General features: G+C 56.3%; 10 protein-coding genes. 7 read left to right on the plus strand and 3 right to left on the minus strand.

Translation table 11 applies throughout. The features are described 5' to 3' along the window. The first annotated feature begins 17 nt into the window (after positions 1 to 17). The 7 genes from G442_RS25475 (at position 18) to G442_RS0119180 (ending at position 6,029) form a co-directional block, all read left to right on the plus strand. Positions 18 to 182, plus strand: a complete 165-nt coding sequence (locus tag G442_RS25475) for a hypothetical protein (RefSeq protein WP_154660430.1) — start codon at positions 18 to 20, stop codon at positions 180 to 182. After that, positions 179 to 1,312 carry a glycosyltransferase family 61 protein gene (locus G442_RS0119145; protein WP_026399229.1) on the plus strand — a complete coding sequence of 378 codons (1,134 nt, stop codon included), beginning with the start codon at positions 179 to 181 and terminating at the stop codon, positions 1,310 to 1,312. Before G442_RS25475 ends, G442_RS0119145 begins: the two co-directional genes overlap by 4 nt. A gap of 139 nt (positions 1,313 to 1,451) precedes the next feature. Next, a complete protein-coding gene (locus G442_RS0119150; RefSeq protein WP_051292565.1) occupies positions 1,452 to 1,793 on the plus strand; it encodes a hypothetical protein in 342 nt (113 codons plus the stop codon). Between the two features lie 46 nt (positions 1,794 to 1,839). Further along, positions 1,840 to 2,169, plus strand: coding sequence for a 4a-hydroxytetrahydrobiopterin dehydratase (locus G442_RS0119155; protein ID WP_211229184.1), 330 nt, complete (start codon positions 1,840 to 1,842; stop codon positions 2,167 to 2,169). A 218-nt stretch (positions 2,170 to 2,387) separates the two neighbouring features. After that, positions 2,388 to 3,545 carry a phosphotransferase enzyme family protein gene (locus tag G442_RS23565; protein WP_211229185.1) on the plus strand — a complete coding sequence of 386 codons (1,158 nt, stop codon included), beginning with the start codon at positions 2,388 to 2,390 and terminating at the stop codon, positions 3,543 to 3,545. A 5-nt stretch (positions 3,546 to 3,550) separates the two neighbouring features. Continuing rightward, positions 3,551 to 4,111: a nicotinamide riboside transporter PnuC gene (gene pnuC, locus G442_RS0119175; protein ID WP_026399234.1), complete on the plus strand. Its 561-nt coding sequence runs from the start codon at positions 3,551 to 3,553 to the stop codon at positions 4,109 to 4,111. A gap of 337 nt (positions 4,112 to 4,448) precedes the next feature. Continuing rightward, positions 4,449 to 6,029, plus strand: coding sequence for a Na+/H+ antiporter (locus G442_RS0119180; protein ID WP_026399235.1), 1,581 nt, complete (start codon positions 4,449 to 4,451; stop codon positions 6,027 to 6,029). Positions 6,030 to 6,330: 301 nt separating this feature from the next. On the opposite strand, the gene G442_RS0119185 is transcribed toward G442_RS0119180, so the two are convergent. The 3 genes from G442_RS0119185 to G442_RS0119190 all read right to left on the minus strand — a co-directional run bounded on the left by G442_RS0119185 (position 6,331) and on the right by G442_RS0119190 (position 11,866). Beyond that, the gene (locus tag G442_RS0119185; RefSeq protein ID WP_026399236.1) at positions 6,331 to 7,875 is read right to left on the minus strand and encodes a cobyric acid synthase; all 1,545 of its coding nucleotides are present in this window, start codon (positions 7,873 to 7,875) and stop codon (positions 6,331 to 6,333) included. Between the two features lie 224 nt (positions 7,876 to 8,099). Then, positions 8,100 to 8,669, minus strand: a complete 570-nt coding sequence (locus G442_RS26635) for a histidine phosphatase family protein (protein ID WP_084440735.1) — start codon at positions 8,667 to 8,669, stop codon at positions 8,100 to 8,102. A gap of 716 nt (positions 8,670 to 9,385) precedes the next feature. Next, a complete protein-coding gene (locus G442_RS0119190) occupies positions 9,386 to 11,866 on the minus strand; it encodes a TonB-dependent receptor family protein (protein ID WP_026399237.1) in 2,481 nt (826 codons plus the stop codon). Between the last annotated feature and the right edge of the window lie 568 nt (positions 11,867 to 12,434).

A 12,434-nucleotide genomic window follows, 5' to 3' on the forward strand; every position in this document is an offset into this window, starting at 1 on the left:
AATTCTGTGACGCACCTGTGAGCGACCCGGCGGAGGGGGCGATGCAGGCGTGCGGAAACTGGGCCATCGTCGAGGCGATTGCGGTTCTGCCCGAAAACATCGACCCTCATGAAGCCAGGAGCGAAGTCGCCGGGCAGAGCGGCTGGACCGACGGGCGCATTGCAGGAAATTTTCGGAAATGAGCGAGATCGTGACGTTTCACTCAAGCCACACTGCGTCGCCGCCGGCTGTTCCGGTGCGTTTCGCCGTCCTCATGCAACAGCGACTGTCGCCCTTGCGCGACTTTGTGGCCATTGCCGATGACCCTGCGCAGAGTCTTCCTGCGATGCGGTTCGGGGAGCAGAGCCTCGCCCTCTTCGGACTAACTGATGAATGGTTGCGGGCGCCGCCGACGCCTGTTCAGGCGTGGAAGCTGGATATGGAGGATGTCGTCGTCCGCTCGGCGAGTGGGGTGGTAGGAGACGGACGCTCGCTGGTGGTCGAAGATACGCTCGACCATACGACGCCCGAGGCGGACGGGTACAAAATCCTGCACGGCGGCGCGATCGATCTTGGAGCCCCGACGGAGCGAGTGGCGGGACGTTGGCTCAGCCTGCTCCTGGGGAACTCGGACAATTATTTTCACTTTGTCCTGATGAATCTCGCGCGGCTGTTTGTCATCGACGCGAAGGACAAACGAAGCCTGTCGGGCGTACTGGTTCCAAAGACGCGGTTCGGCTGGCAACGCGAATGGATAGAGGACGCGTTGGCGGCGGCTGGACTGTCGGCGCTACCGCGCCATGTCATGAGCGGTGCGAGTTGCGTTTCCATCGAACGGTTGTCGCTGCCGTGGGGTGCGGTTGACGCCTGCGGCTACTGTCATTCGGGCGCTGCGGCGTTCATCGCCGGAAGCGACGGTCCTGAATGCGGCGATGCGGCAGTCGGCGACCGGATTTACGTCGACCGACGGGGAAGCGCGATCCGTCCTTTGGAGAACGAGGATGAACTGGCGCAGGCGCTCGCCGGCCGTGGTTTCGTCAGCGTCCGGCTGGAACACATGAATGTCGCCGAACAGAGGGCGTGCTTCGCACGCGCGGCGGTGATCGTCGCTCCGCATGGCGCGGGACTGACCAATCTCGTGTTTTGTCGACCGGGAACGCGGGTTATCGAAATCATGCCTCATGCGTTGCTGAACTGGTGTTACCGGCGGCTCGCAGCGATACGATGGTTGGATTACGACTGTGTTTTGAGCCGAAGCGGCGGCAAGACGGCGGCAGAAGCGACCGCTTTCGCGCATAGGGTCGCGGTCGATCATGTGCTTGCGTGCCTGTGATCCGACTTGCAAAGCGCCATGGTCCCGCCTGGCCGTCGACGAAACCGGGGCGTGACTGCGGGCGTTCGTCAGTAAACGCCTTGTCGGATGATGCTCGCGGATTTGCCCGGTCCGGATTTTGACAAGAAGGAGCGCCGTCATGAACCAGCACGCGCAGGGACAGTTTCTTCGCGAATTCGAGGCAAGAGAACGTCGCATCGAATTGCTGCTGCAACGCCTTCCGGACAGGATCCGGGGATATGTCCGCTGGTTGCGGCGCCCTGAGTCGCGCTGGGCGAGGCTTCCGGCGGGGGTGTTTCTGATTCTGGGTGGTTGCCTTGCGGTGCTGCCGGTGTTCGGGCTTTGGATGCTGCCGTTGGGGATCTTTATTCTGGCCGAGGACGTGCCTGCTCTCCGCCGACTTACCGACCGGGCGCTCGTCTGGGTTGAAGAGCGACGGCCTCACTGGATGGGGCTTCCGCGCGCTCCATCTCCACGTTGATGCAGCCTCCAAGCGCCAGACCAGAAACATGCGGATGTTGAAGGCCTTGACCGAACGGCGGTGCGCGCCGTGCGCGGATGACGCAGTTCCTCTGGCCCCGGATGCTGCGTCATGCTTGCTGCAGCAACTGGCTGGCTGGTCGTTCGTGGAAGGCGAGAAGATCATCGAACGACGGTATCGCTTTCCGGATTTCGCCGCGGCGCTGGCGTTCGTCAATCAGGTAGGCGCGCTTGCGGAATCGGAAGGGCATCACCCGGATTTCTCCTTCGGTTGGGGCTATGTGACGCTTTCGCTCCATACCCATTCGATAGGCGGCCTTCACGAAAATGACTTTATCCTTGCTGCGAGGATCGACGCGCTCAACGCGTCCCGATGAGTCCTGACGCCGGGTCTGCCTCCCAAAGATGCTGTATTACGGGAGCGGGGCGTTGCGGCGTTGTATGCGCGTCTGGGGTATGCCTAGTCCCGTCGTCATGGCCCGTAAGACGCCGGATTGGCGCCGGCGCGATGTAGGAAAAATGGACTGCGGTGATCTGTTTCGCCTGATATCGAGTTGTTTGTGATGGTTGTCGAAGCGGTGCAGGGACTGGGGATTTGAAGGAAAAGCTGGAGCCGCATCGGTCCCACGGGCTTGGGCTTGAGGACGTCGCTCCGGACTGGCCTGCTCTGGAAATGGAAGATGTGGAGCGTCTTCTGGCGTCCTATCCGGACGCCGGGCGGCCGCTTGAGATCGTCTGGAGAAGTCCTCGGCCGTTTTCCGCCGCCGCCCAGATCAGGACGAATCGCGGAACTGTAATTGTAAAACGCGTTCATCGTGACGTGCGCAGTCCGGACGATATGGAAGGCGAGCATGCCTTCATCGCCCATCTTCGGGCGCGGGGTGCGCCAGTCGTCGAGGTCCTGCGCGACCGTGATGGATGCGGTGCGCTGCAACAGGGGCTGTGGACGTGCGAGGTTCACAGGGTCGGAAGCGGGCTCGACGTTTACCGCGATGCGCCCTCCTGGACCCCATACCGTTCACCGGACCATGCTCATGCTGCGGGGGTGAGTCTTGGCGCGCTCCACCGCGCCGCCTCAGGTTTCGCCCATCATGCGCGACGCGGTGGGATGCTGCGTGCGGATTTCAGGTTGTTCGGGGACGAAGACCCCATCGCCCGAATCGAGGACGACCTTGCCGCGCGACCGGCGCTGGCGCGATGGCTGGGCGAGCGGGACTGGCGCCGCGAGATCACGGAGCGTCTGTTGCAGCCGTTCCATCGTCGCGCGGTGGCTGCCGTCCGTGCGACGCAGCCTTTGTGGACGCATGGAGACTGGCATGGTTCAAATCTGCTCTGGAGCGCGGAGAGCGACGACGCGAAGGTTTCGACAATTATGGATTTCGGCTTGTCGAACTGTTCTTTCGCTCTCTTTGACGTCGCCACGGCCATTGAGCGGACTCTGGTGTCGTGGCTTGATTTTGAGCGGGGCGTGGAGCCTGTGGCTGATCTGGATCAACTCGACGCCTTGCTGGACGGATATTCTGCGACAATGCCGCGTGGCGCGTCGCTGCACGGTCTGGCTGCCCTTCTGCCGCTCGCGCACGCCGACTTCGCCCTGAGCGAGGTCGATTATTTTGCGGGGGCGACGGGAAATATGGCGCACGCCGCGCTTGCGTACGACGGTTATCTGCTGCGCCATGCCGACTGGTTCGACGGGAATGAAGGGCGCCGTCTGTTGCGTCGGATCGCCGAACGCGAGGGGCGCGTCGCGTGAACGGAATGTCTCCGGTCGAAGAGATTGCGGTCGTCGTCAGCCTTGTCGGCGTCTGGCTGACTGCGCGGCGCATATGGTGGTGCTGGCCGGTGGGGCTGGTCGGCGTGTTGCTCTACGCATGGTTGTTCTACGGCTGGAAGCTCTATTCCGATATGTTGTTGCAGGGCGCCTACGTCGTTCTGCAACTGTACGGGTGGTGGCGATGGCGCGCCGGAACCGATGCGGAGGCGGTCGTGGCGGTCGCGCCGTTGCCGCTTGGAGAGGCTCGGATGGCGCTCGGTTGCGGCGCCGCAGGAGCGATGGCGTTGGGGTGGGCGATGCGGCGCTTCACGGACGCTGCGTTGCCTTGGATGGACGCCGGGCTGACCAGCTTCAGTCTGGTTGCGACGCTCTGGGCTGCGAGACGGCATCGGGAGAACTGGGTTTTATGGATCGTCGTTGATACGATCTACGTCGGGATGTTCGCCTATCGCGGTTTCTATCTTACGGCGGCGCTCTACGCCCTCTTCGTAGGGTTGGCGATTTACGGCGCGGTGGTGTGGCGTGAGCAGGCGCGCGCGGTTTGACAGGACTTTTTGCCCGCACACGGAAGGCAGGAGCGCAATGTTGCGGTGGTTCTCGCTCTCCAACGGGGGTGTCTCCTGATGCGCCCGCGCCGCGCTCGGCAAATACCTGGCGTAGACAGTCTTGTTGTTCCGAAGTGCAAACAGGCACTTTGCTGGAATTGATGCCGCTCGAAACTGCGCCGCCACCGTTCCGTTCCGATTCTGTTATCGACGTCCATGCGTTTCGTTCTCTGTCGTCACGTATTCACGCTTGGCGAAACTCTCGCCGCACCCGATACTCTCGATCCGGCCGAGGCGGCGTATTCGTCGCGTTTCCCGGAGCGTTAGAGGAGAGGCCATGTCGGACGTCGCGCGGTTTGAGTTTCTGTTGGTTATCATTTCGGCGATTCTCATTCTTGCGCTGGTCGCCCGACGCCTGAGTCTACCTCCCTCAGCCGCCTTCATCGCGGGTGGGCTGGTCATGGCGCTGATCCCGGGCGCTCCGTCGATCACGCTCGACCCCGATCTGGTGTTGGTGATTTTCCTGCCGCCGCTCCTGATGTCGAGCGCCTATTTCACTGTGTGGGCGTCCTTCCGCGCCAACCTCGTTAGCATCCTCAATCTGGCGGTCGGCGCCGTGCTGTTTTCGACGCTGGCGGTCGGGTGCGTCACTCGGTGGCTGGCGCCGGGGCTGCCGTGGTCCGTATGTTTCGCTCTTGGCGCGATCCTCGCGCCACCGGATGCGGTGGCGGCGAAAAGCGTTCTTGAGCGGGTTCGTCTGCCGGAGCGGCTCTCCACATTGCTGGAGGGCGAGAGCTTGCTGAACGACGCCAGCAGTATCGTGGTTTACCGCGTGGCCATTGCGGCGTTTCTGACCGGCACGTTTTCGATAACCCGCGCAACCACGATGTTTGGCGTTTTGTCAGTAGGTGGCGTCGCACTGGGCCTTGCTCTGGGGTGGGCCGCAGTATTCCTCATCCGTCGGATCGGAAATGCGACCGTCGTCATCTGTCTGACGCTGCTGTTGCCATGGGTGGGGTACGTGACCGGCGAACGTCTGGGGGTTTCAGGCGTCATGGCGACGGTGACGATGGGCTTGTTGTTTGGCTGGCACCAGCACGAGGTGTTTCCTGCCAAGACGCGACGCAGCGCTGATGCGTTCTGGGAAGTTCTGACGTTCCTTCTGGAAGCTTTGATCTTCGTGATGATCGGCTTGTCGCTGCATAGTATCGCTCCGCTTGACCACGAAATTTTTCCGACCACCGGGCGTCTGGTCGGCGGCGTCGCGGGCGTGGTTCTGGCGACCATTGTCGTGCGTTTCATATGGGCCTACGGCGCCACCGCAGTGGATTGGACGCGGGCCGCTCTTCGCGGAATCCCGCACCGCAAGGGTCGATGGGGCGAGGCGGCGATACTGGGGTGGGCCGGGATGCGTGGGGTGGTCAGTCTGGCGGTTGCGCTGTCAACGCCGGAAGATATGCCGGGACGTAACTTCGTTTTATTGACGACTTTCACCCTTATTCTTGTGACTGTTGTGGTGCAGGGCGGCACGCTGTCGACGTTGATCCGCTGGACCGGCGTAGGTGAGGGCGGCGAAGAGGCTGACGGCTTTCTGCTGACGGAACATGAGGCGCGTGCGCGCATGGCGACGGCCCAACGCGAAGCCATAGAAAAACTTGCCGTCAACGAAGCGGGCGAAGTACTGCACCCCCGTCTGCTGGAGCAGTACAGGTTTCGTGAAGGCGCCGCCACCCGGTATAGCCGCGATCCAGGCGGTTTGAAGAATGACCGGGATGCGCATTACGCAGCGCTTAAAGGGACTATTGTCGCCGGTCGGTCCGAAATTTTGAGACTGCACCGTGCGGGGAAAATTCACGACCATGTCCTGAGGCGTCTGGAAACGGAATTGGATCTGCAGCAACTCGCGCTGGAGACTTAGGGAAATAGTGTTTCTGTGATATGGTCTGTGAAATATTTTTATATATAAGCTATTTTTGCGTTTTATTGTTTGCGGTCGAGATGGCGTCGTGTGTGCCTGCCAGCCGTAAAATGTAATTGGGGTGAGGCGCCCTGACGATGCGATAAACAAATAAAATTTTTGAGCATAGATTGGCATTCACATAGAGGCGCCGTCCTGATGCCTGAACGGTCGTCAGTGTGGGGCCGTTTTATAAACCTCCGTAGAGCGCCGGGCAGGAAATGTTCGCCGTTCCGCCTGCTGCGCACATGGCCAAAAGCCTTCAGGAGCGCGTAAAGCATTCTGGTATTCGCGCCAGCGCCAGAAGCCCTTCGATGTCTATATGCGCGGCAACATGCTCGGCTAGCGAATCAAGAGATTGTTCTAATGCTGTATCAAGGCTTTTCTTATCTATCGAGCTTGCCCCTGCGCGCTTGCGGTGGGGAGCAAGAAGTCCAAGGACGGCGTCGCGGGCTTTTTCGTCGTCGAACAGGCCATGCATGCAGACGCCCATGACGTTGCCGGAGGCGGAGACGGCTCCCTCTCCGGGTTTTGACGGGGCGCTGACGATACGTGCGAACGGCCGCGTACAGTCCGGTCCGGCAGTGAGGCCGATGTGATTTTGGCTAGCGTCGAATTCGATGGTTTTAGATGGAAAGGCGAAACGGGCCGGTTCGCGATTTTTGCGCCGGTGCACGATCGTCGCCACGTCCAGCAGGCCAAGTCCCGTCACCGTTACCGGCGGTCCGTCGACGCCATAGGGGTCAGCGATGCTATGGCCCAGCATCTGATAACCCTCGTTCAGGCCGAGAACGCGGCCGCCGCGCCGCACATGCCCGATTATGTCAATGCTCCAGCCTTCGGAGCGTAACGCAGTAAGGCCGGTGATGACGGAGGTCGAGCCGGGAAGAATAATAACATCGCAAAGGGGAAGCGGACGTCCTGGCGAAATGAATGTCAGGTGTAGACCCGGGGCGTCCAGTATTGGATCGAAATCCTCTTTCAGCCTGTCCGTCGCAGGCGGCAGCGGAACGACGATGTGCACGTCGCTTCCGTCGCTGCGGCGGGTTTCGTCTTGCCGCAGGGGGGAGGTGAATAATTGAGTCGCTTCGTAAACAGATTTGTTCGATGAAGGGCAAATCAGGGGGGCCACACCCAGAGAGCCCCAGCCTGTGAACGCGCAGATCGCATCCATTGAGGGCGTAAATTTTTCCGAATTACGTAAAACGCTGTTGACGATCACGCCTTTGACCCGCGCCTCATCATGCCGAGACATAATCGTGTGCGTTCCGATGAGGCTCGCAATAGCGCTTCCGCTTCCGCGCGAAGCTTCGGTCACCATAACCACGTCCACGCCTGCGGCTTGCGCGAAACCCATATTGGCGATGTCCCGATCCCGCTGGGCCACGTCGCCAACGGCTCCCTCGCCGTCGACAAGCACGATGTCAGCGTCCTCAGCGACAGCGCGAAAACTGCGGAGAATTGTCGGCATAAGATCGGACCGGTCGATCTGGCGGTCGTCTCCGTTCAAAGCCTCGCTCCGACGCCCATGTATCAGGATATCTGTATGCGACCGCGTGGCGTCATGCGATTTTTCGTGGCGTTGAAAAATCACGGGGCTCATATCCGTAACCGGCGCGACGCCACAGGCGATTGCTTGCATAAACTGGGCGCGCGCGACTTTCCTGTTGTCGGAAATCAACAGAGGGTCGGTACAAGTCGCTTGCGCCGCGAACGGTCGTACACGCAGGCCTCGGCGGGTTAAGACACGTGCAATGCCCGCCAGAAGTGTCGATTTTCCGACGCTGCAGCCAGTCCCCTGCAGCATAAGCGCTAAAGCAACCAGACCGGCGTCCCTTTCAGTTCAAGGCAGCATACGCGCGACCGGCGCCGAGAAGGCTGATCACGCCGACTTCAGTATATTTACTTTTTTATATAATTCCATTTTTTTATATAGTCGCGTTGAGCGGAATCTACGAAACCGGTGCGGTTCGTATAGTCCCACGGGGACAGGGCTACTCACGTTTGTTGATTGACGCGCAGGGAGATGCGTTATGCCACGGACAGACAATATGTGGGTATGGAAGGGCCGAGGTTAAAAATTCTGATAGAACCCTGAGGCTGCGACGGGTCAAAGAGCTTTGGTTCACGACCGACTGCCAAAGCGGTCAATATCCGCAACGGCCCCCCATGTGAGATAACGCAAATCGGGTCTGGGGCTGATGAGACGTCGTTCCAGAAGTTGGTGACGCGCTGAAGCAGGCTGGCTCCGGTTTCACCATTGGGAGGTGAAAAAGTTACGGGGTCGCGGTTCCAGAGTTCCAATGCCGCATGTTCTACGTCGTTCCAACTCCTGGCCTCCCACTCGCCGAAATCGTATTCGGATAGCCTGGCGTCGATATGTGGGGGCTGTTTGCGATTCGACATAATCCGACGGGCCACGGTCGAGCATCTCGTCGCCGGTGAGGAGTAAACAGTCAGGCATGACGTCGCGTGCATCACTGTGGACAGACCGTCCGCAAAGGACTCCCAACCCGGCAGAAGTTCAACATCGGTTCGCCCGTAACAGATGCCCGGTCGGATATTTACATGCGGATGCCGAGCGAGAATTATCGGAGGCATCTCATTCTTCTTTGTATCTGTAGGTATTTATACTGAATGCGAAGCGAACGGGTCTTCGTCATAAGCGGGTTCTCTGCGAGGGAATGATCCTTTTGACCACCAATAGGCTGGGCATGCAGCCTATATAGAAGGTTGTGGAGATCAAGTTTATTTCGCTATTTAGCGGACATTATATCAGCATCTTCGTTTGCGGCGCAAAAATCGCATTTGGTGTAAACCAACACCGGCGGCCTCAAATTTATTTCGATAAATACACTTGAATTGCAAGAGGTTGATATATTTTGATAGAATTAATATTTGTGATTGCACGAGTAATTGGGAAATATATCAGGAGTTGAGGTAAGATTCACAGTTGCTTTCGCTCGTGGGCTTATTTGTGGCGATCATGTAGGTTCGCCGCGTTAAAGGTATGAGAAAAAAGTTCTCCAGCCTTTACATTTGAATTTGTTAGTGACTCTTTCTCGTGCGAAATCAACCAAGATGGTTGTGATTAATATTGCGAGAAGAAAAATGATTTTTTGCATTGTTTTCTGATTGCCGAATCTAAATTATTTGAGTTGCAAGAATATTTTTATTATCATCAGGAGTGAATTTTATACAGGGTCGGCTCATAAGTTCAGATAATCAAGTATGACGACGGAAATTTAAATTTTCGTCGTCATATATAATGCCGGACAACGCCGCGTCGTGATCCGGTCTTCGTCAAAAATAGGAGTTTAGAACTGAGCGGAAATCGTTCCGAAGAATTGACGAGGAGCCGCGACATAGAGGTTGGCGTTGTCGTCACCGGACACGGACGCCGCTCCGTAGACGCCACCGATATAATTCTTGTCAAAGAGATTGGTAATGCCGAACGAGGCTTTCATCTCCTTCGCAAAGCCAATTTTGCCGAAATTGTAGGAGAGATTAAGGTTCGACGTCCAGTAAGCCGGGATGTGTTCGTCGTTCAGATAAGTCATCGGCCGGGCGCCAGTGTAAGTTGCATTGAAGTTGAAAGTCGCGCGCCGCCATGTGTAGGTCAGGTTCGCTTTGTACATAAATTTCGGATAGTAAACCTGATGTTTCCCTTTGATGCTTACGGTTGTTCCGTTATAAGGAAGAGCTTTGTCTTCGTAAGTTGCGTTATTCCAACTGAAGCTGTTGGTTATTTCGAGTCCCGGAACAGGGCGGATTGCCGCAAGAACATCGGCGCCATTCATGGTCTCTCGTCCGACGTTGATATAAGATGAATAGGTATTGTTTGAGGGGCCGGCGGTGATCGCTGCAAGACGGTTGTAATAGTCCGTGTGGTAGAAATCAGCGCTTGCGCTGAAAAAGTCCGAATTATAACGATAACCGACGACGTAGTTCCAGGTTCTTTCGGGACGAAGCGTCTTTTTATTTTCATTAAAAACTGATTGCGCAGGGTCGCTGGATGAGCCGAGACCGCCCCACGCCGTCCCGCTGCTGCTTTGTTGGCCGTAATCATATGTCCGCATATTTTCTGCAATGTCCCAATAAATTTCATGATTCTTCAGGAAATGATAATCCCAGTTGAAATGCGGAAGAAAGGCGTTTGAAGCGGTAAGGCTGCCCGAAGCGGGGTGGGAGTAATAAGTGCCCCAGGTTGACGCAAGCGCAGATGTGGCGTCGTAGCTGGTGCCGCCATGCGTTGTCTGGGTTATGAAACGGAAACCTCCAGTAATTGTCATGTTTTTTAGGATATGCCACGTGTCCTGAAGGAAAAACTGGAACGTATTCGTGTTGAATGAATCCGCGTACCAAGTGGTGGCCTGAGAAGCGTAATAGTCGCTTTTTGAGTTATGCGCCGAATCCACGCCGTCTTCATACAGACGCATCGGGTAATTGAAAGTATCGTTTTCATACCAGAAGCCGGTCTGGATATCATTGTTTTTCAAAGATATAGTGAAATTCTGAGTGAATCCGATGCGGCGTACGTCCGGGTGCCCCGCTTCGTCAGCCATCAAAACTCCTGAGGAAGGAGACGTCAGGAAAGGGTTGGTTCCCTGATATACGCCGTTGGAGACATGTGCATAGGCAATGGTGCGTGATGTGATGTTGTGGGTAAGTCGAAACTCGCCCGTAATCGCAGACAGGTAGTTGCGTTGCTCTTGCGTGCCGTCGTAGGCGAAATCGCCCACCTCGTCATTTGTAAGGCCGGTCAGTCCCGCAGGAACGCCGCCGTTTTGCGCATAGTACGCGTATTCCTTCGCCAGGGCGTAGTTGGGCTTCAGGTAGGTCGCGTTACGGCCCAGTCTCCGCCACATATTTTTGGTCAAGCCCATGTAATTATACTGGTCAAAATTCGAATAATCGAAAATCGCCGTAATTTTTCCGTGTTCTCCAACGGGTTGTACAAGTTTGAAATTAGCCTGGTGTTCTTGCTGGTCTCCATAACCTTTCCAAAGGTCTTGAGCCGTGCGCGCATAAGCTGCGTAGAATTTCGTCCCTGAAGAGTTCAAGACGCCGCTATCGACACGAGCGAATGTCCGGAAGGCGTGATAGCTGCCAAAAGTCTGACTTACTCGTCCGCCAGCCTTGTCTTCAGGGTCTGAGGATGTGAACGTAATTGCGCCGCCTAGCGTCTGGGCTGAAGGGACGTCGAGGGCGCCCGCGCCCTGCGACATACTCATGCTCATGACGTTTTCCTGAATTTCCATCTGGTCGACGCCAAGGCCGTTCCAGTTGTGGAAGCCCTGGCCGCCCATGGGAATTCCGTCGAGCGCGACGCCAAGTTGGCTTTGGTTGAATCCGCGCACGTAAAGTGTGTTCGCGACTGTATCGAGACCGAAGGCGTCATCAGAGGCAAAATTTGCGCCGGGTGTCGTTAATGAAAGAATTTGCATGGGACTGGTGCCGGCGACGAAGTGATCCATCGTTTGCCGCGACACCATTTCAACTGCGCCGTGGGAGCGAATTCGGCGGGCCGAAACTGAAAGCGTTTCTGGAGAGGAGGGGGCCTGCTTTTTGTGAGCAGCGTGCGGCTGGGCAGGGGGTAATCTTGCGGTCGGGTTGCTGGCGGACGCGCTTGTCGACGACGTGTGTCGGACATTTCGATGATGCTTGGATGATTGAGTAGTTGTGGACGAAGGCCTGACAGGCGAGGCGTCTGCCAGATTCAAGGTGAACGAGGAACAACCCAGCAGCAACGCAAGCTGCGAGGGGCGCCCCAGAGCCTTCGCTATGGTTTTGCGCATAACAATAAATCCTATGTGTTACATACTAAGGATACTGCCCAGTGTTTTGGTCAGACCTTATCGGTGGAGCAGCTATTTGCGGAGAGCTGCTGTCCTGACAAGGGGAAAGACTGTCGTATATTGTTCGGTGCAGCCCTATTAAGTGTTATGTCGTGCAATGTGTCATATCAGCAACATAAGATGCTCGATATTTGGTATTTATAGGTATCATTTTTTGAATAAGTTAATATTCGAAATAAGATATTTGAATGTTTCTTGTTGAAACATTTATATAAAATGCGACCGAATTCGTGTGTTTTTTTAACGAAGTAAATGTAAATTACATTTATTATAAACTCAAATAAAAAGTGAAAATACAACATGAAATAGAATATTTTTAATTTTGAGCGTTTTATGTAAATTATTTGATTTTGCGTACTGATGATGTTTTTCATTCAGAAATTTTAGGTAGACGACGAAAATTAATTCAGTAATTTCGAGAAGGATAATTATAATAGATCAATATTTTTTCTATATGTATCGTGATTTGAGTGGCGGATACTCTGGTTAACGAAGGCGTTGATCGTGC

Source organism: Acetobacter nitrogenifigens DSM 23921 = NBRC 105050, from assembly GCF_000429165.1.
Taxonomy (GTDB): Bacteria; Pseudomonadota; Alphaproteobacteria; order Acetobacterales; family Acetobacteraceae; genus Acetobacter; species Acetobacter nitrogenifigens.